The organism is Pseudomonas sp. p21 (assembly GCF_001642705.1).
Taxonomy (GTDB): Bacteria; Pseudomonadota; Gammaproteobacteria; order Pseudomonadales; family Pseudomonadaceae; genus Aquipseudomonas.
The window spans coordinates 164557-183897 of the sequence record NZ_LWBV01000008.1 but is presented as its reverse complement, the minus strand read 5'-3'; the positions used below and the strand labels follow the sequence as shown (position 1 = coordinate 183897).

19 protein-coding genes are annotated in these 19341 nt (G+C 62.6%); 9 read left to right on the top strand and 10 right to left on the bottom strand.

The genetic code is table 11. From position 1 onward, the window contains the following. Window positions 1–74: 74 nt before the first annotated feature. The 3 genes from dgcA to A4C63_RS21635 form a co-directional block, all read right to left on the bottom strand. A complete protein-coding gene (gene dgcA, locus A4C63_RS21645) occupies window positions 75–2135 on the bottom strand; it encodes a dimethylglycine demethylation protein DgcA (protein ID WP_063914507.1) in 2061 nt (686 codons plus the stop codon). 15 nt (window positions 2136–2150) lie between these two features. After that, window positions 2151–2681: a DUF5943 domain-containing protein gene (locus tag A4C63_RS21640; protein ID WP_046614486.1), complete on the bottom strand. Its 531-nt coding sequence runs from the start codon at window positions 2679–2681 to the stop codon at window positions 2151–2153. Window positions 2682–2758: 77 nt separating this feature from the next. Beyond that, a complete protein-coding gene (locus A4C63_RS21635) occupies window positions 2759–3736 on the bottom strand; it encodes a dipeptidase (RefSeq protein ID WP_023382781.1) in 978 nt (325 codons plus the stop codon). Between the two features lie 286 nt (window positions 3737–4022). Here A4C63_RS21635 and A4C63_RS21630 point away from each other — a divergent pair, with 286 nt between their 5' ends. Beyond that, on the top strand, window positions 4023–4424 hold the full coding sequence (locus A4C63_RS21630; RefSeq protein WP_063914506.1) for a lysozyme inhibitor LprI family protein: 402 nt from the start codon (window positions 4023–4025) through the stop codon (window positions 4422–4424). A gap of 97 nt (window positions 4425–4521) precedes the next feature. Here A4C63_RS21630 and A4C63_RS21625 read toward each other — a convergent pair whose 3' ends face one another. Beyond that, window positions 4522–5466 carry a GlxA family transcriptional regulator gene (locus A4C63_RS21625; RefSeq protein ID WP_063914505.1) on the bottom strand — a complete coding sequence of 315 codons (945 nt, stop codon included), beginning with the start codon at window positions 5464–5466 and terminating at the stop codon, window positions 4522–4524. Between the two features lie 147 nt (window positions 5467–5613). Here A4C63_RS21625 and choX (A4C63_RS21620) point away from each other — a divergent pair, with 147 nt between their 5' ends. From choX (A4C63_RS21620) to A4C63_RS21600, 5 genes are all read left to right on the top strand, one after another. Further along, window positions 5614–6558 carry a choline ABC transporter substrate-binding protein gene (gene choX / locus A4C63_RS21620; RefSeq protein WP_063914504.1) on the top strand — a complete coding sequence of 315 codons (945 nt, stop codon included), beginning with the start codon at window positions 5614–5616 and terminating at the stop codon, window positions 6556–6558. A 121-nt stretch (window positions 6559–6679) separates the two neighbouring features. Then, a complete protein-coding gene (locus A4C63_RS21615) occupies window positions 6680–7564 on the top strand; it encodes a 3-keto-5-aminohexanoate cleavage protein (protein ID WP_063914503.1) in 885 nt (294 codons plus the stop codon). A gap of 18 nt (window positions 7565–7582) precedes the next feature. Further along, window positions 7583–8548, top strand: a complete 966-nt coding sequence (locus A4C63_RS21610; RefSeq protein ID WP_063914502.1) for an L-carnitine dehydrogenase — start codon at window positions 7583–7585, stop codon at window positions 8546–8548. A gap of 10 nt (window positions 8549–8558) precedes the next feature. Continuing rightward, window positions 8559–9035 carry a thioesterase family protein gene (locus A4C63_RS21605; RefSeq protein ID WP_063914501.1) on the top strand — a complete coding sequence of 159 codons (477 nt, stop codon included), beginning with the start codon at window positions 8559–8561 and terminating at the stop codon, window positions 9033–9035. 368 nt (window positions 9036–9403) lie between these two features. Then, window positions 9404–9661 carry a hypothetical protein gene (locus A4C63_RS21600; protein WP_046614493.1) on the top strand — a complete coding sequence of 86 codons (258 nt, stop codon included), beginning with the start codon at window positions 9404–9406 and terminating at the stop codon, window positions 9659–9661. 119 nt (window positions 9662–9780) lie between these two features. On the opposite strand, the gene A4C63_RS21595 is transcribed toward A4C63_RS21600, so the two are convergent. Further along, window positions 9781–10887 carry a GlxA family transcriptional regulator gene (locus A4C63_RS21595; RefSeq protein ID WP_025337376.1) on the bottom strand — a complete coding sequence of 369 codons (1107 nt, stop codon included), beginning with the start codon at window positions 10885–10887 and terminating at the stop codon, window positions 9781–9783. A 498-nt stretch (window positions 10888–11385) separates the two neighbouring features. Beyond that, window positions 11386–12762: an L-serine ammonia-lyase gene (locus tag A4C63_RS21590; protein WP_063914500.1), complete on the bottom strand. Its 1377-nt coding sequence runs from the start codon at window positions 12760–12762 to the stop codon at window positions 11386–11388. 453 nt (window positions 12763–13215) lie between these two features. Between A4C63_RS21590 and choX (A4C63_RS21585) the strand changes: the two genes are divergently transcribed. The 3 genes from choX (A4C63_RS21585) (at window position 13216) to choV (ending at window position 16267) form a co-directional block, all read left to right on the top strand. Further along, a complete protein-coding gene (choX, locus tag A4C63_RS21585) occupies window positions 13216–14163 on the top strand; it encodes a choline ABC transporter substrate-binding protein (protein WP_063914499.1) in 948 nt (315 codons plus the stop codon). 80 nt (window positions 14164–14243) lie between these two features. Continuing rightward, entirely contained in the window at window positions 14244–15092 is an 849-nt protein-coding gene (gene choW / locus A4C63_RS21580; protein WP_172827548.1) for a choline ABC transporter permease subunit, read from the top strand. After that, entirely contained in the window at window positions 15089–16267 is a 1179-nt protein-coding gene (gene choV, locus A4C63_RS21575; protein WP_063914497.1) for a choline ABC transporter ATP-binding protein, read from the top strand. Before choW ends, choV begins: the two co-directional genes overlap by 4 nt. A 120-nt stretch (window positions 16268–16387) precedes the next feature. Here the strand turns inward: choV and hisF are convergent, their stop codons facing one another. From hisF to hisB, 4 genes are all read right to left on the bottom strand, one after another. After that, window positions 16388–17158 carry an imidazole glycerol phosphate synthase subunit HisF gene (gene hisF / locus A4C63_RS21570; RefSeq protein ID WP_025337372.1) on the bottom strand — a complete coding sequence of 257 codons (771 nt, stop codon included), beginning with the start codon at window positions 17156–17158 and terminating at the stop codon, window positions 16388–16390. A gap of 10 nt (window positions 17159–17168) precedes the next feature. Continuing rightward, on the bottom strand, window positions 17169–17906 hold the full coding sequence (gene hisA, locus A4C63_RS21565; RefSeq protein ID WP_063914496.1) for a 1-(5-phosphoribosyl)-5-[(5-phosphoribosylamino)methylideneamino]imidazole-4-carboxamide isomerase: 738 nt from the start codon (window positions 17904–17906) through the stop codon (window positions 17169–17171). Between the two features lie 70 nt (window positions 17907–17976). After that, on the bottom strand, window positions 17977–18615 hold the full coding sequence (gene hisH / locus A4C63_RS21560; protein ID WP_063914495.1) for an imidazole glycerol phosphate synthase subunit HisH: 639 nt from the start codon (window positions 18613–18615) through the stop codon (window positions 17977–17979). Next, complete coding sequence (hisB, locus tag A4C63_RS21555; RefSeq protein WP_003255736.1) at window positions 18616–19209, bottom strand: imidazoleglycerol-phosphate dehydratase HisB; 594 nt, start codon at window positions 19207–19209, stop codon at window positions 18616–18618. Window positions 19210–19341 lie beyond the last annotated feature (132 nt).

Genomic DNA, 19341 nt, shown 5'->3' with positions numbered 1-19341 from the left:
GACGCATTCGCGGGTAAACCCGCTCCCACAGGGGGCCAATCCCGCCCTCGGGGGCGGTGTTCATGCCAGTGCGATCAGAAGTCCTTGCACAGGCGCAAGGCGTCGTAGATCGCCGCATGCACGTTGCGCTGGGCCACGCAGTCGCCGATGCGGTACAGCAGGTAGCCTTCGCCCGGCTGGCTGAGGATCGGCTGTGGCTTGATGGCGAACAGCGCCTCCACGTCGATCTGGCCTTTGTTGCGCGAACCTTCCTTCAGCGCGTAGTACAGCTGCTCGTCAGGACGCACGCCGTTCTCCACCACCACCTGGTCGACCACGCGCTCTTCCTTGGCGCCGGTGTATTCGTTCTCCAGCACCGCCACCAGCTTGTCGCCTTCGCGGTAGACCTTTTCCAGCATCATGTCGCCGGTCATGATCACTTCTTTCGGGTACATGCTGCGGTAGTAGGTCGGGAAGGTGGTACCGCCCATGGCCACGCCCGGCTTGATGTCGTCGGTGACGATCTCGACCTGGCTGCCTTTGTCCGCGATGAAGTCGGCCACCGACATGCCGGTGAACTCGCAGATGGTGTCGTACACCAGCACGTTCTTGCCCGGCGCAACCTTGCCGTCGAGCACGTCCCAGCTGCTGACCACCAGCCCTTCGGCGGCGCCCCAGTGCTCGTTCTGCTCCAGGAACGAATGCCCACCCACCGCCAGTACGATGATGTCCGGGCGCAGGTCCTGGATGGTTGCCACGTCAGCGGCGGTGCCCAGGCGCAGGTCGATCTTCAGGCGCGCGAACTCCAGCTGGTACCAGCGAGTGATACCGGCGATCTGGTCGCGCTGCGGCGCCTTGGCGGCGATGGTGATCTGCCCGCCGATCTGGTCCTTCTTCTCGAACACGGTCACGTCGTGGCCGCGCTCGGCAGCCACGCGGGCCGCTTCCATACCGGCAGGGCCGGCGCCAACGACGACGACCTTGCGCTTGGGCCCGGTGGTCTTCTCGATGATGTGCGGCACCCCCATGTATTCGCGGGAGGTCGCGGCGTTCTGGATGCACAGCACATCCAGGCCCTGGTACTGGCGGTCGATGCAGTAGTTGGCACCGACGCACTGCTTGATCTGGTCGACCTGGCCCATCTTGATCTTGGCGATCAGGTGCGGGTCGGCGATGTGTGCACGGGTCATGCCGACCATGTCGACATAGCCGCCTTCCAGGATGCGCGTGGCCTGGTTCGGGTCCTTGATGTTCTGCGCGTGCAGCACCGGGACCTTGACCACTTCCTTGATGCCGGCGGCCAGGTGCAGGAACGGCTCCGGCGGGTAGCTCATGTTGGGGATGACGTTGGCCAGGGTGTTGTGGGTGTCGCAACCCGAGCCGACCACGCCGATGAAATCGATCATGCCGGTGGCGTCGTAGTAGGCGGCGATCTGCTTCATATCCTCGTGGCTGAGGCCATCGGGGTGGAACTCGTCACCACAGATACGCATGCCCACGCAGAAGTCGTCACCGACTTCGGCACGCACGGCTTTCAATACTTCCAGGCCGAACTTCATGCGGCCTTCGAAGGTGCCGCCCCATTCGTCGGTACGTTTGTTTACACGCGGGCTCCAGAACTGGTCGATCATGTGCTGGTGCACGGCCGACAGTTCCACGCCGTCCAGGCCGCCTTCTTTGGCGCGGCGGGCAGCTTGCGCGTAGTTGCCGATCACGCGCCAGATCTCTTCCACCTCGATGGTCTTGCAGGTGGCGCGGTGCACGGGCTCACGGATACCCGACGGCGACATCAGGGTCGGCCAGTTGAAGCCGTCCCAGCGCGAGCGACGGCCCATGTGGGTAATCTGGATCATGATCTTGGCGCCATGCTTGTGCATGGCGTCGGCCAGGTTCTGGAAGTGCGGGATGATGCGATCGGTCGACAGGTTGACCGACGACCACCATTCCTGCGGGCTGTCGATGGCCACCACCGACGAGCCGCCGCAGATCGCCAGGCCGATACCGCCCTTGGCCTTTTCTTCGTAGTACTTCACGTAGCGGTCGGTCGTCATGCCGCCGTCAGTGGCGTAGACCTCGGCGTGCGCGGTGCTGAGCACACGGTTGCGGATGGTCAGTTTGCCGATCTGGATCGGCTGGAACATTGCTTCGAATGCCATGACGCTATCTCCGGCTTACAACGGCTTGACGACGAACAGGCCATCTTCGTGGCCTTCTTCCGACCCGCCATAGACCTGTTCGGCCACGGTGCGGATCGAGCTGCCGCGGGCAGCGAGAATCTGGTCCATGGCGCCGGCGAACCAGCCGGTGAACATGTAGTCGACCTTGCGACCGCACTTGCCATAGACGTACACGAACGCGGAGTGCTTGAGCTTGACGCTGCAGGTGCCCTTGTCGAGGTCGATGTCCTGGATTTCGAACAGGCCCCAGCCGCGCTGGCTCAGGCGCTTCATGTAGTGCTCGAACACCGCCACGCCTTCCAGGCCATGGCACTCGGCTTCTTTTTCACACCAGTGCCAGGCGGACTTGTAGCCGGCCTTGTAGAGGATCTCGGCGTACTTGTCAGCGCCCAGGACTTCTTCGATGCCCATGTGGTTGTTGACGAAGAAATGGCGTGGCACATACAGCATCGGCAGGGCGTCGCTGGTCCAGACACCGGTCTCGCTGTCGACTTCGATTGGCAATTGCGGGGCGATCTTGGCCATGGAAACTCAACTCCATAAAATTTTTTATCGGGATGCCCCGGCGTTGCTGGCAGGGGCTTTCAGGCTTGGAGAGCGGCTTACTCGCCCCACACGTCCTTGAGGACGTTGACCCAGTTCTCGCCCATGATCTTGCGCACCACGCGCTCGGAGTGGCCGCGCTTGAGCAAGGTTTCGGTGAGGTTGGGGAATTCGCCCACGGTGCGGATGCCCAGCGGGTTGATGATCTTGCCGAAGTTGGTCAGGCGACGGGCGTAACCCTTGTCGTGGGTCAGGTACTCGAAGAAGTCCTGGCCGTGGCCCTGGGTGAAGTCGGTACCGATACCGATGGCGTCTTCACCGACGATGTTCATGGTGTACTCGATGGCTTCGGCGTAGTCGTCGATGGTCGAGTCGATGCCCTTGGCCAGGAACGGCGCGAACATGGTCACGCCGACGAAGCCACCGTGGTCGGCGATGAACTTCAGCTCTTCGTCCGACTTGTTGCGCGGGTGCTCTTTCAGGCCCGACGGCAGGCAGTGCGAGTAGCAGACCGGCTTTTTCGACTCGAGGATGACTTCTTCGGAAGTCTTGGAGCCGACGTGGGACAGGTCGCACATGATGCCGACACGGTTCATTTCGGCGACGATCTCGCGCCCGAAGCCCGACAGGCCGCCATCACGCTCGTAGCAACCGGTGCCGACCAGGTTCTGGGTGTTGTAGCACATCTGCACGATGCCCACGCCCAACTGCTTGAACACGTCGACGTAGGCGATCTGGTCTTCAAACGCATGGGCGTTCTGGAAGCCGAAGAGGATGCCGGTCTTGCCCAGCTCCTTGGCCTTGCGGATGTCGGCGGTGGTGCGCACCGGCATCACCAGGTCGCTGTTTTCGCGGATCAGCTTCTGGCTGGCAGCGATGTTGTCGACGGTCGCCTTGAAGCCTTCCCAGACCGACACCGTGCAGTTGGCCGCAGTCAGCCCGCCTTTGCGCATGTCCTCGAACAGCTCGCGGTTCCATTTGGCAATGATCAGGCCGTCGATGACGATACTGTCGGCGTGAAGTTCGGCTGGGCTCATCAGGCTGTCCCCTTTTATTGAATGGGTTTGCGCCAAACCTTATTGCCGGCGCTTTGGGGCCAGCATATGCCTGTGCCCAAAGGCGCCCCGATGCAAAAACGACAGGGGGTTTGCCGAAAGCGTCAATGCGCGACAACAGGCCTTCTGGCGCGGTGTCTGGCGATGAGAGACAGTCTCGATAACGACGTTTCCGGCGGCTTTATGAACATTTCGTCAGGGAGCTACCGCCTTGCCGTCGGCTGAGCGAGAATCCCAGCGATTGGTCAGCCTGTTGAGGAGAAAACGGATGAAATCAATGGCATGGCTGGTACTGCTGGCTGTCGTATCGGGCGCCCAGGCCGGCGAGGAAGAAAGCACCCCGTGCGACAACGTCGAGACCGACCAGCAGACCTACGCCTGCGCTGCGTTCAACAAGCAGACCGCCGAGCGCGAGCTGAAAGCGGCGTATGACGAACTGATCCAGCGCATCCGCGACCAGTATGCCGATGAAAGCGACCAGGCCAGTGCGCTGGTCGGGCGCATGGACGCGGCCGAGAAGCTGTGGGCGCAGCTGCGCGATGCCGACTGCAAGGTCGAGACCTACGCCGAGAAGCCCGGGAGCAAGGCGTTCGAGGCGGCGTGGGATACCTGCGTGGCGCAGCGCAGTGATGACCGCTCGGAGTACCTGCAGTCCATCGGCCAGCAGTAAGCCTGTACCGGCCTCTTCGCGGGCACCCCCGCTCCCACAGGTACTGCGCAATCTGTGGGAGCGGGGGTGCCCGCGAAGAGGCCGGTGCAGGGGGAAATCAAACCACCCGGGCCAAGCGGTCCTCCCGCGGGCAACGCTGGTACCGTGCCCGGTAGCAGCGGGTAAAATACGAAGCCGACTCAAACCCGCACGCCACCCCCACCTCCAGCACACTCATGTCGGTCTGGCGCAACAACTGCCGTGCCTTGTCCAGGCGCAGTCGCAAGTAGAACCCACTGGGGGTGTCATCCAGGTGCACGCGAAACAGCCGCTCCAGCTGGCGCCGGGTCACCTGCACCGCTTCGGCCAGCACCTGGGTATTGAGCGGCTGCTCGGTGTTGCGCTCCATTTCGCCAATCACCTTCACCAGCTTCTTGTTGCTGATGCCATAGCGGCTGGCGATCTGCATGCGCTGGTGGTCCTGTCGCTGGCGGATACGTCCGAGCACGAACTGCTCCGACACCTGCACCGCCAGTTCACTACCGTGGGCCTGGGCAATCAGATCGAGCATCAGGTCGATCGAAGCGGTGCCACCGGCACAGGTGATGCGCCGCCGGTCGATCTCGAACAGCTCCTGGGTCGCCTGCAGGCTCGGATAATTCTCCTTGAACGCCTCCAGCGCCTCCCAGTGCACGGTGGCGCGGTGGCCGTCGAGCAGGCCAGCCTCGGCCAGCACCACCGCGCCGGTATCGATGCCACCCAGAATCACCCCCTCATGGTCCAGGCGGCGTAGCGCCTGCTGCAGCGTCGGCCCGTAAAAGGCCAGTGGCTCGAAGCCGGCGACGATCAGCAGGATGCCGCCAGGTTCGCCCGCTGCCAGTGCGGCGTCGGCGTTCACCGACATGCCATTGCTGGCCTGCACCGCCCCGCCATCCAGGCTCAATACCTGCCAGCGATACAACGGGCCCTTGAAGCGGTTGGCCACCCGCAGTGGCTCCAGGGCACTGATGAAACCCATGGCCGAGAACCCGGGCAACAACAGAAAGTGAATGATTTGCGGCATTGCATGCTCCACGGCAAAGGTGGTCGCCTCCGTGCAAATGTTGGTCGCCAGGGTGCGATTTTCCACCCTGACAGCAGCGTAGCTTCTTCATACGACCCAGAGAGGTCGAACCCCAATAACAATATGCACTGCCGATGGAGAGCCACCATGCACAGCTTGATCCGCCGCAGCCTGTTGACCCTTGCTCTGAGTAGCATCGCCGCTTCCCCACTATTCGCCGCCGAGCCTGCGGCCTGCAAGAACGTCCGTCTGGGCGTGGTCAACTGGACCGACGTCATCGCCACCAGCGCCATGGCCCAGGTGCTGCTCGACGGGCTGGGCTACCAGACCAAGCAGACCAGCGCTTCGCAGCAAATCATCTTCGCCGGTATTCGCGACAAGCGCCTGGACATGTTCCTGGGTTACTGGAACCCGATCATGACCCAGACCATTACCCCGTTCGTCGACGCCAAGCAGGTCAAGGTGCTCGACAAGCCCAGCCTGGAAGACGCCCGCGCCACCCTGGCGGTGCCCAAGTACCTGGCCGACAAGGGCCTGAAGACCTTCGCCGACATCCACAAGTTCGAAAAGGAACTGGGCGGGAAGATCTACGGCATCGAACCAGGTTCGGGCGCCAACACCCAGATCAAGGCGATGATCGCCAAGAACCAGTTCGGCCTGGGCAAGTTCCAGCTGGTCGAGTCCAGCGAGGCCGGCATGCTCGCCGCCGTCGACCGCGCGGTGCGGCGCAACGAGGCCGTGGTGTTCTTCGGCTGGGCGCCGCACCCGATGAACGTGAACATCGACATGGTCTACCTGGGCGACAGCCAGGATGCCCTGGGCCCTGACGAAGGCCGCGCGACAGTGTGGACGGTGACCGCACCGGACTACGCCGAACGCTGCCCCAACGCCCACCGCCTGCTGGCCAACCTGAACTTCAGCGCCGAGGACGAGAGCCGCATGATGCAGCCGCTGCTCGACCACAAGGATGCGCTGGAGTCAGCCCGCCAGTGGCTCAAGGACCACCCCGAGGACAAGGCCCGCTGGCTGGAGGGTGTGACCACCTTCGATGGCAAGCCGGCTGCCGACAACCTCAACCTCAGCGCCAACTGATCCGACCCATTCGCGGGTAAACCCGCTCCCACAAGTCATGCACATGCCAGGGGCAACATCGTCCCCTGTGGGAGCGGGTTTACCCGCGAAAAGGCCACCAGACACCACAAGGAACCCCGCCATGAACCACGACGTCATCATCACCTGCGCCCTCACCGGCGCCGGCGACACCGCTTCGAAAAGCCACCTTGTTCCAGTCACCCCCAAGCAGATCGCCGAGTCCGCCGTAGAGGCCGCCAAGGCCGGCGCCACTGTGGTCCACTGCCACGTTCGCGACCCGCAAACCGGCCGTTTCAGCCGCGACGTGGCGCTGTATCGCGAAGTCATGGAACGCATCCGCGAAGCCGACGTGGACATCATCGTAAACCTTACCGCCGGCATGGGTGGCGACCTGGAAATCGGCCCGGGTGAAACACCGCTGGAATTTGGCCCGGGCACCGACCTGATCGGCCCACTGGAGCGCCTGGCACACGTCGAAGCACTGCTGCCGGAAATCTGCACCCTCGACTGCGGCACCCTCAACTTCGGCGACGGCAACTCGATCTACGTCTCCACCCCGGCGCAACTGCGCGCCGGCGCCAAGCGCATCACTGAACTGGGGGTGAAAGCCGAACTGGAAATCTTCGACACCGGCCACCTGTGGTTCGCCAAGCAAATGATCAAGGAAGGCCTGCTGGACGATCCGCTGTTCCAACTGTGCCTGGGCATCCCGTGGGGCGCGCCGGCCGATACCACCACCATGAAGGCGATGGTCGACAACCTGCCGGCCAACGTCACCTGGGCCGGGTTCGGCATCGGCCGCATGCAGATGCCAATGGCAGCACAGGCCGTGTTGCTTGGCGGCAACGTGCGGGTAGGCCTGGAGGACAACCTGTACCTGGACCGTGGCGTACTGGCCAGCAACGGCCAACTGGTCGAGCGCGCGGTGGAAATCATCTCGCGTCTTGGCGCCCGTGTACTGACCCCGGCCGAGGGCCGGGAAAAGATGAACCTCAAACGCCGCTGATCCTTTCAGGAGACCAACATGACCTTCATCACCGAGATCAAGACCTTCGCCGCCCTGGGTAGTGGCGTGATCGGCAGCGGCTGGGTCGCCCGCGCCCTGGCCCACGGCCTGGACGTGGTCGCCTGGGACCCGGCACCCGGCGCCGAGCAGGCCTTGCGCAAGCGCATCGCCAACGCCTGGCCCGCGCTGGAGAAGCAAGGCCTGGCGCCGGGCGCATCACAAGACCGCCTGAAGTTCGTCGCCACCATCGAGGAATGCGTCCGCGACGCCGACTTCATCCAGGAAAGCGCACCTGAGCGCCTGGACCTGAAACTCGACCTGCACGCAAAGATCAGCGCTGCCGCCAAACCCGACGCGATCATCGGCTCCAGCACTTCGGGCCTGCTGCCCAGCGAATTCTACGAGTCGGCCACCCACCCCGAGCGCTGCGTGGTCGGCCACCCGTTCAACCCGGTGTACCTGCTGCCGCTGGTGGAAATCGTCGGCGGCAACCGCACCGCCCCGGAGGCCATCGAAGCTGCCAGGACCATCTACACCGCCCTGGGCATGCGCCCGCTGCACGTGCGCAAGGAAGTGCCCGGGTTCATCGCCGACCGCCTGCTCGAAGCTCTGTGGCGCGAGGCCCTGCACCTGGTCAACGACGGCGTGGCCAGCACCGGCGAGATCGACGATGCCATCCGCTTCGGCGCCGGCCTGCGCTGGTCGTTCATGGGCACCTTCCTCACCTACACCCTGGCCGGTGGCGATGCAGGCATGCGCCACTTCATGGCCCAGTTCGGCCCGGCGCTGAAGCTGCCGTGGACCTACCTGCCAGCCCCGGAGCTCACCGACAAGCTGATCGACGATGTGGTCGAAGGCACCGCGGAGCAACTGGGCGAACGCAGCATCGCCGCGCTGGAGCGCTATCGTGATGACACCCTGCTGGCAGTGCTGGAAGCGGTGAAGACCAGCAAGGCCAGCCACGGTATGGCTTTCGGCGACTGAGGAGACCGCGATGCCCGCACTGATTACCTACCGCACCCCGGTCCAGGAGGACTGGGTCGACTACAACGGGCACCTGCGCGATGCCTTCTACCTGCTGATCTTCAGCTATGCCACCGATGCGCTGATGGAGCGCATCGGCCTGGATGCCGACAGCCGTGGGCAGAGCGGTAATTCACTGTTCACCCTGGAGGCGCACATCAACTACCTGCACGAAGTGAAGCTGGGCACTGAGGTGTGGGTGCAGACGCAGGTCATCGGCTTCGACCGCAAGCGCCTGCATGTCTACCACAGCCTGCACCGGGCGGGGTTCGACGAGGCGCTGGCAGCCAGTGAGCAGATGCTGCTGCATGTGGACCTGGCGGGGCCGAAGTCGGCGCCGTTCAGTGAGCAGAGTGTCGGGTTGCTGCAAGGCTTGGTGGAGCAGCAACAGGATCTGCCGCCGGCCGAGTTCGTGGGCCGGGTAATAGGCCTGCCTGCAGCAAAGTGAGAAAAAGCACATAACCTGTGGGAGCGGGCGTGCCCGCGAATGCGGCGGTAAACCCACCATCGCATTCGCGGGCACGCCCGCTCCCACAGGTCATATATTCCGGCTTGAAAAAAATAACCCCGGAAAGCCGTGAGCATCCGGGGCCAAGAGCGAGCAACATCCATGCACTAACGTGGGTGACCAAACCCTTCGTTGCGGTAGATGGCTTGAGTGTGCGCACTTCCCGAACGGTGGATTTAGCCGGAAACGACCTGTTCTTAGCCAAAGCAGCCATGGCGCCATTCTGTTGTTGCGGGTATGTCGCCAGCGTCACAGAATCGGTCGTAAATCACAGCAGCACTCTCTTAGCGATAAAAGGGACAACAGCCATGATGCATGCGGATTTGATTGACCAGGACGATCTGGCAGGCCACCTGCGCGCGCGGGGGTTTGAGATTCCGGCCGGGGCTACTGCCGAGCAGGCCTGCGAAGCGGTGGTGCGCGGGCTGACCGAGCCCAATGCACGGGCGCTGAAGGGGATGGTGGAGCAGATGTATACCGGCAGTGCGACGATCCTGCCGGCGGTGCGCCAGGCCATCGACAAACAGCTGTTGCCGGCGTTGGCGCAGTTCAACAAGCGCGCCTGATTCGTTTTCCTGTACTGGCCTCTTCGCGGGTAAACCCGCTCCCACAGGTACTGCACTGCTTTTGAATTCAGTGCAGTACCTGTGGGAGCGGGTTTACCCGCGAAGAGGCCAGTGCTGTTTCAGAGCCTTACACTGGCAAAGGTCGACTCGTTGCGCGCCTGGCTCAGGGCCGCCATCGGCCCGCTGTGCGGCGACAGGGTCATGGCCTGCGGGATCGGCATCATCGCCACCTGCTGCGCAGTGTTGGAACCCACGCGCTCGTCACGCGGCGGAATGCCGAAGTACTCGCGGTAGCACTTGGAGAAGTGCGGGGTCGACACGAAGCCGCACACCGACGCCACTTCGATGATCGACATCGGCGTCTGCTTCAGCAGCTGCCGGGCGCGGATCAGGCGCAGCTTCAGGTAGTAACGCGACGGCGAACAGTGCAGGTACTTCTGGAACAGGCGCTCGAGCTGCCGGCGCGATACCGATACGTATACCGCCAGTTCGTCCAGGTCGATCGGCTCTTCGAGGTTGGCCTCCATCAGCGCAACGATTTCCTGCAGCTTCGGCTGGTTGGTGCCAAGCATGTGCTTGAGTGGCACGCGCTGGTGGTCCTGCTCGTTGCGGATGCGCTCGTAGACGAACATTTCGGAGATCGCCGCCGACAGTTCACGGCCGTGGTCGCGGCTGATCAGGTGCAGCATCATGTCCAGCGGCGCAGTGCCGCCAGAGCTGGTGAAGCGGTTACGGTCGAGAGTGAACAGGCGGGTACTCATGTTGACCCGCGGGTAGGCCTCCTGCATGGCCGCCAGGCATTCCCAGTGCACGCTGCAATCGAAACCATCCAGCAGCCCGGCACAGGCCAAGGCCCAACTGCCGGTGCATACCGCGCCCAGACGGCGCGACTGGCGGGCCTGGGTTTGCAACCAGGTGACATGCTCGCGGGTAACGCTGCGCTGGATGCCCACGCCGCCACAGACAATCACGGTATCAATGGGGGGCGCACTGTGCATGGCGGCGTCAGGGGTTATCTGCAAGCCATCGCTGGCCCACACCTGCCCACCATCGGCGGTGAGGGTGTGCCAGCGGTACAGCTCACGGCCGGACAGCTGGTTGGCCATGCGCAGCGGCTCGACGGCCGACGCCAGGGAAATCAGGGTGAAATTGTCCAATAGGAGAAACCCGATGGACTGGGGGGCTGTGCGGTTCTGGGTTGGGTTCCCGGAGGTGTACGACGTCATCGCGATTTCTCCTCACACAAATGCAGGGTGTGCCTCAGGCGGGCACTGATTTCTTGTTATGTATGGCCCCGATTTCATGTGCAGGGGCTTTGGTGCCAATCTCAACGCAAACGCCGTGCCTGAAATTGAACGGCTATCCAAAAAAAACTGAAAACGACGCCTTTGTTAGGCAAATCAGGTGCTTTGACCGCGTTGGCCAATCTTCGCAAAACAGGCGTGCTAGGCGTTGTGCGTGTAACGGCTGAGCAATTTGGTGACACGCGCAGTTTAGGATGCCCAGAAACGACACTCTTGAGTGTCACCGACAATGCCCACACTGATAACGACACCCGACGATCGGTATGCGTCGTTTGCACCATAAAGAGACATTTGTAGCTGTGCTGCACCTGTTTCAATCTCAAGGCCCCCTTCGCGGGCACGCCCGCTCCCACAGGGATTGCACAGTTCCTGTGGGAGCGGGCGTGCCCGCGAAGGGGGCCTTGAGGCCAGATCAAACTATCAGCATTCGATAGCGCTGACCGCCAGGCCACCGCGCGAGGTCTCTTTGTACTTGTCGTGCATGTCGGCCCCGGTATCGCGCATGGTGCGGATTACCTGGTCGAGGGAAATGAAATGCTCGCCGTCACCACGCAGGGCCATCTGCACTGCGTTGATGGCCTTTACCGCAGCAATCGCGTTGCGCTCGATGCACGGCACCTGCACCAACCCGCCGACCGGGTCGCAGGTCAGGCCCAGGTTGTGTTCCAGGGCAATTTCAGCGGCGTTCTCCACCTGCGGCGGCGTAGCGCCCAGCACTTCGGCAAGGCCCGCTGCGGCCATGGCACAGGCCGAGCCGACTTCACCCTGGCAGCCAACCTCGGCACCGGAAATCGACGCGTTCTTCTTGCACAGGATGCCCACTGCCGCAGCGGCGAGGAAGAAGTCGACCACGCTGGACTCGTTCACCGCATCACTGAAGCGCATGTAGTAATGCAGCACCGCCGGAATGATGCCGGCAGCGCCATTGGTCGGCGCAGTGACCATGCGCCCGCCGGCGGCGTTCTCTTCGTTGACCGCCAGGGCGAACAGGTTGACCCACTCCATGGCGCTCATGGTCGAGCCGATCACGTTGGGCTTGCCGATTTCCTGCAGGCTGCGGTGCAGCTTGGCGGCACGGCGGCGTACGTTCAGGCCGCCGGGCAACGTGCCTTCGTACTTCAAGCCATTGTTGACGCACTCCTGCATGGCCTCCCAGAGTTTGTACAGGCCGGCACGGATCTCCTCCTCGCTGCGCCAGACCTTCTCGTTGGCCATCATCAATTGCGACACGCTGAGGTCGTTTTGCTTGCACAGGCGCAGCAGTTCGGCAGCGCTGTTGAAGTCGTACGGCAGCACCGTCTGGTCGGCATCCAGCACGCCGCTGGCGGCCTGGGCGGCATCGACCACGAAACCGCCACCCACCGAGTAGTAGGTGTCGCGGTGCAACTCGCCCTGCTCGCCTTCGGCAATCAGGGTCATGGCGTTGGGGTGGTACGGCAGGTTCTCGTCCAGCAGCAGCATGTCGCGGGCCCAGACGAATTCGATGGGCAGGCGGTTGTCCAGCTGCAGGGTGTTGGTTTCACGCAGGTCGGCGATACGCGGCACGATCTGGGTCGGGTCAATGGCGTCAGGCCATTCGCCCATCAAGCCCATGATGGTGGCGTTGTCGGTGCCGTGACCGATACCGGTGGCCGACAGCGAGCCATACAGGCGCACTTCGATCCGCTTCACACGTTCCAGCTCGCCGCGTTCGCGCAGGCCCTGGACGAACAGGGCGCCAGCACGCATGGGGCCGACGGTGTGGGAGCTGGAGGGCCCGACACCGATCTTGAACAGGTCGAACACGCTGATGGCCATTATCGAATCACCTCTTGCTGGGCTTGTCTCTGCGCGCCATGCGCAGGGCGGGGCAGCTGCTAGGCTGAAACAGCGGGCCGCCTTGAATGCACGCATCATCGGGCTTTTACCGCCCCCCTCGCCGTCTGCAACCGACGTACTTTTGTCCAGCAGCGCCGCGCTGTTTTTACGTGTGGAGCTGCCCTCACCTCGCCGCTTTCCGGCGGCCTGGTGACGTAAAAATGCGGCTGAAGGGGTGGAAAAATCCATAAGCGACATCGCCCATACTGGATACGACCCGTTCCGTACTGGTTACGACCCCACCAGTAGGCGATTGCCCAGCGCTGGAGGATTATCGAAAGCGACTCGTAAAGCACGGCCACGCATCCTGCCCTCTGCAGGCCTGGTCGACCGGACCCTGAGAAAGCCCGGCGACCCAAGCGAACCCGAAGACAAAATCACAGGAGTCCATCCATGAAAGGTTCACCCTCGCTTTTGCTGGTTGCGTTGCTGTCCGCGCCTTTGCTGGCCCAGGCCGCCGAACCCGAGCAATGCCAGACGGTACGGTTCTCGGATGTCGGCTGGACCGACATCACGGTCACCACCGCGACCACCAGCGTTGTGCTCGAAGCACTGGGTTACAAGACCCACACCACCATGATCTCGGTACCGGTGACCTACAAGTCGCTGGCCACCGGCAAGGACCTGGACGTGTTTCTCGGCAACTGGATGCCGACCATGGAGAACGACATCAAGCAATACCGCGACGCCGGCACTGTAGAAACCGTGCGCGCCAACCTGGAAAACGCCAAATACACCCTGGCCGTGCCCCAGGCGCTGTATGACAAGGGCCTGAAGGATTTCAGCGACATTCCCAAGTTCAAGAAAGAACTCGACAGCAAGATCTACGGCATCGAACCCGGCAACGATGGCAACCGCACCATCCAGAGCATGATCGACAAGAACGCCTTCGGCCTGAAGGACGCCGGCTTCAAGATCGTCCAGTCCAGCGAGGCCGGCATGCTGTCGCAGGTCGACCGCGCGCAGAAACGCGGCGAGGCGCTGGTGTTCCTCGGCTGGGAACCGCACCCGATGAACACCCGCTTCAAGATGCAGTACCTGACCGGCGGGGACGAGTTCTTCGGCCCCGACTTCGGCAAGGCGACCGTATTGACCAACACCCGCAAGGGTTATGTGCAGGAATGCAGCAACGTTGGCCAGCTGTTGAAGAATCTGTCGTTCGAGCTCAAGGATGAAAGCACCATGATGGGCTATGTCCTGGACGACAAGATGAAACCCGAGGCGGCTGCCAAGAAGTGGCTCAAGGACAACCCTGGCAAACTGGAGGCCTGGCTGGCCGGCGTTACCACCGTGGATGGCAAACCCGGCCTTGAGGCGGCCAAGGCCAAGCTGACGCAATAACGAAATACGCAATAGCGCTACCTCGGGGCAGGCCCGTGCCTGCCCCGGGTGATTTCAATCTATGCAGGTGGAAGCTCGCTATCATGCTTATCGATCAGAAAATACCTCTGGGCCAGTACATCGCGTCGTTCGTCGAGTGGCTGACCCAGAACGGCGCGAGTTACTTCGACGCCATCGCGCAAGGCCTGGAGTTCATGATCCATGGCGTCACCAGCGCCCTGACTTTCTTCAATCCGTTCGTGCTCATCGCTCTGTTCGCCGCCTTGGCGCATTTCATCCAGCGCAAGTGGGCGCTGACCGCATTCGTTGCCCTGTCGTTTCTGCTGATCCTCAACCTGGGTTACTGGCAGGAGACCATGGAAACCCTGGCGCAGGTCACCTTCGCCACGGTGGTGTGCGTGGCCATCGGCGTGCCGCTGGGCATCGTCGCCGCGCACAAACCAATGTTCTATACCGCCATGCGCCCGGTACTCGACCTGATGCAGACGGTACCTACCTTCGTCTACCTGATCCCCACCCTGACCCTGTTCGGCCTGGGTGTGGTGCCGGGGCTGATCTCGACGGTGGTGTTCGCCATCGCCGCGCCGATCCGCCTCACCTACCTGGGCATCTGCGACGTCCCGCAAGAGCTGATGGACGCCGGCAAGGCCTTTGGCTGCTCGCGGCGCCAGCTGCTCACCCGGATTGAACTGCCGCACGCGATGCCAAGCATCGCAGCCGGCGTTACCCAGTGCATCATGCTGTCGCTGTCGATGGTGGTGATTGCCGCCCTGGTCGGTGCTGACGGCTTGGGCAAACCTGTGGTCAACGCACTGAACACCGCCGATATTTCCCTGGGCTTCGAAGCGGGCCTGGCGATCGTGCTGCTGGCGATCATGCTCGACCGTATCTGCAAGCAACCGGACCTGCCGGTAAGGGGTGAAGCATGAGCATCATTCGTTTCGAAGACGTCGACGTCATCTTCTCCAACAAGCCGCGCGAAGCGCTGGCCCTGCTCGACCAGGGCCAGACCCGCGAGCAGATCCTCAAGCAGACCGGCCTGGTGGTAGGTGTCGAGAAGGCCAACCTGGATATCCAGAAGGGCGAGATCTGCGTGCTGATGGGCCTGTCCGGTTCGGGCAAGTCGAGTTTGCTGCGCTGCATCAACGGCCTCAACACCGTCAGCCGCGGCAAGCTGTTCGTCGAGCACGAAGGCAAGCACATCGACATTGCCCACTGCACCCCGGCCGAGCTGAAGATGATGCGCACCAAGCGCATTGCCATGGTGTTCCAGAAGTTCGCCCTGATGCCCTGGCTGACGGTGCGTGAGAACATCAGCTTTGGCCTGGAAATGCAGGGCCGCCCAGAGAAGGAACGGCGCAAGCTGGTTGACGAGAAGCTTGAGCTGGTGGGCCTGACCCAGTGGCGCAACAAGAAGCCGGACGAACTGTCTGGCGGCATGCAGCAGCGCGTGGGCCTGGCCCGGGCGCTGGCGATGGATGCCGACATCCTGCTGATGGACGAACCGTTCTCGGCACTGGACCCGCTGATCCGCCAAGGCCTGCAAGACGAGTTGCTTGGCCTGCAGGCCAAGCTGAGCAAGACCATCGTGTTCGTCAGCCACGACCTGGACGAGGCCCTGAAGCTGGGTAGCCGCATCGCGATCATGAAGGACGGGCGGATCATCCAGTACAGCAAGCCGGAAGAGATCGTGCTCAACCCGGCCGACGAGTATGTGCGCACCTTCGTCGCCCATACCAACCCGCTGAACGTGCTGTGCGGGCGCAGCCTGATGCGCAGCCTGGACAACTGCAAGCGGGTGAATGGCTCGGTGTGCATCGATCCCGGCATCGACTCGTGGCTGGACCTTGGCGAAGGTGGCTCGATCAAGCGCGCACGCCAAGGGCAGAACGGGCTTGACCTGCAGAACTGGGCACCAGGGCAGGATGTGGAGCTGCTGGGCCGCCGCCCAACGTTGGTAAATGCAGATATCGGCATGCGCGACGCGCTGCAGATTCGTTACCAGACCGGCAACAAGCTGGTGTTGCAGGACAACGACAAGGTGGTGGGGATTCTTGGGGATACCGAGCTTTATCACGCGCTGCTCGGCAAGAACCACGGTTGACGGAATTGGGGCCGCTTTGCGGCCCTTTCGCAGCACAAGGCTGCTCCTACAAAGGACCGCGTAACCTTGTAGGAGCAGCCTTGTGCTGCGAATGGAGGGCAAAGCCCTCCCGGCATTCTGTCAGCGAACGACGATCCCGCGCGAAGCCATATAGGCCTTGGCCTCTGGCACCGTGTACTCGCCAAAATGGAAGATACTGGCCGCCAGCACCGCACTGGCGTGCCCTTCCAGAATGCCGTCAGCCAGGTGCTGCAGGTTCCCCACACCACCCGAGGCAATCACCGGAATACCCAGCGCATCACTGATCGCACGGGTAACACCCAGGTCGAAGCCGTTCTTCATGCCGTCCTGGTCCATGCTGGTCAGCAGGATCTCGCCAGCCCCCAGGCCTTCCATCTTCTTCGCCCATTCAACGGCATCCAGCCCGGTCGGCTTGCGCCCACCGTGGGTGAAAATCTCCCAGCGCGGCTGCTCACCCGGCCCGGACACCTTCTTGGCGTCGATGGCGACAACGATACACTGCGAACCGAAACGGTCCGCTGCCTCGCCGACAAACTCCGGGTTGAACACCGCAGCCGTGTTGATCGAAACCTTGTCGGCACCAGCATTGAGCAGGTTGCGGATGTCCTGCACGGTGCGCACGCCACCGCCCACGGTCAGCGGGATGAACACCTGGCTGGCCATGCGCTCGACGGTATGCAGGGTAGTGTCGCGGCCATCGACGCTGGCGGTGATGTCGAGGAAGGTGATTTCGTCGGCACCTTGCTCGTCGTAGCGACGGGCGATTTCCACCGGGTCGCCGGCATCACGGATATTCTCGAACTTGACGCCCTTGACCACCCGGCCGTTGTCCACGTCCAGGCAAGGGATGATGCGCTTGGCCAGTGCCATGGTTCAGTCCTCAGCCTTGGTAGTTGTCGCAGAAGGCCTGGGCCTCGGCGACATCGAGGGTGCCTTCGTAGATGGCACGGCCGGTGATGGCGCCGATGATGCCCGGGGCCTTGGCGTCCAGCAGGGCCTTGATGTCGCCCAGGTTATGGATGCCGCCCGAGGCGATCACCGGGATCGAGGTGGTTTCTGCCAGCGCCTTGGTGAACGGCACGTTGCAGCCCTGCATCATGCCGTCCTTGGCGATGTCGGTGTAGACGATCGCCGAGACGCCATCGGCCTCGAAACGCTTGGCCAGGTCGATAACCTGCACCGAGCTCACTTCAGCCCAGCCATCAGTGGCGACGAAGCCGTCTTTTGCGTCCAGGCCAACGATGACCTTGCCCGGGAAGGCCTTGCACGCTTCGGCAACGAACTCCGGCTGCTTGACCGCCTTGGTGCCAATGATCACGTAGCTGACGCCAGCCTTGACGTAGTGCTCGATGGTTTCCAGCGAGCGGATGCCACCGCCGATCTGGATCGGCAGGGTCGGGTAACGCTTGGCAATGGCGGTGACCACTTCACCGTTGACCGGCTGGCCTTCGAAGGCGCCGTTGAGGTCGACCAGGTGCAGGCGGCGGCAGCCACCCTCGACCCACTTGGCGGCCATGCTCACCGGGTCGTCGGAAAATACCGTGGAGTCTTCCATGCGGCCCTGGCGCAGGCGCACGCAGGCACCGTCCTTCAGATCGATAGCGGGGATAATCAGCATGCTTGTTCCTCAGAAAGTCACGAGCTGCAAGCTTGCTTGAGGCTTGCAGCTCGAAGCTTGAAGCTATGGGTTACCAGCGCCCGTCCCAGGCGACGAAGTTCTGCAGCAGCTGCAGGCCATGGGTATGGCTCTTCTCCGGGTGGAACTGCACAGCAAAGCGCGAACCATCGGCCAGCGCGGCAGCGAAATCGACACCGTAATGGCCGCGGCCGACCACCTGGGCCGGCTTGCCGGCATTGATGTAGTAGCTGTGCACGAAGTAGAACCGCGCTCGGTCGGGGATGTCGTGCCACAGTGGGTGGTCGTTGGTCTGGCCGACTTCGTTCCAGCCCATGTGCGGCACCTTCAGGTGCTCGCCGTCTTCCTGCAGGTCTTTGCCGAAGAAACGCACCTGGCCGGGGAACAGGCCGATGCAGTCGACACCGTCGTTTTCTTCGCTGTGGTCAAGCAGTGCCTGCATACCCACACAGATGCCGAGGAACGGGCGGTCCTGGCTGACTTCGCGCACCAGGCTGTCGAAGCCCAGGCGGCGGATTTCGGCCATGCAGTCGCGAATCGCGCCCACCCCCGGAAACACCACACGGTCGGCTTCGCGGATAACCGCAGCATCGCTGGTGACCAGCACCTTACCGGCACCTACATGCTCAAGCGCCTTGGCCACCGAGTGCAGGTTGCCCATGCCATAGTCGATTACGGCTACCGTCTGCATTTACAGGCACCCTTTGGTGGAAGGCATCTGCCCGGCCATGCGCTCGTCGAGGGTAATGGCCATGCGCAGGGCGCGGCCGAAAGCCTTGAACACGGTCTCGATCTGGTGATGGGTGTTGTGGCCACGCAGGTTGTCGATGTGCAGGGTCACCAGGGCGTGGTTGACGAAGCCCTGGAAGAACTCCTGGAACAGGTCGACATCGAAGCCACCGACGCTGGCGCGGGTGTACGGCACGTGCATCTGCAGGCCCGGGCGACCGGAGAAGTCGATGACCACGCGCGACAGCGCTTCGTCCAGCGGCACGTAGGCGTGGCCGTAGCGGAAGATGCCCTTCTTGTCACCGATGGCCTGGGCGAATGCCATGCCCAGGGTGATGCCGACGTCTTCGACGGTATGGTGATCGTCGATATGCGTGTCACCCTTGCACTCGATATCCAGATCGATCAGCCCATGGCGGGCGATCTGGTCCAGCATGTGTTCAAGGAAAGGCACACCGATATCGAATCGGGCCTTGCCACTGCCATCGAGGTTGATCGAGCACTTGACCTGGGTTTCCAGGGTATTGCGCTCGACGGAAGCCTTACGTTCGACCATCACCAGCTCCGCAAAATCATTAGGCGAAAAGGGCTTCATTATAGGCCTAGAACGCGCCGGCTTGAAACGCGGATGACATATGGCAAAGCAAGCAATTACGGGGGCCGAATGCCGCTACAGGTCTATACAACC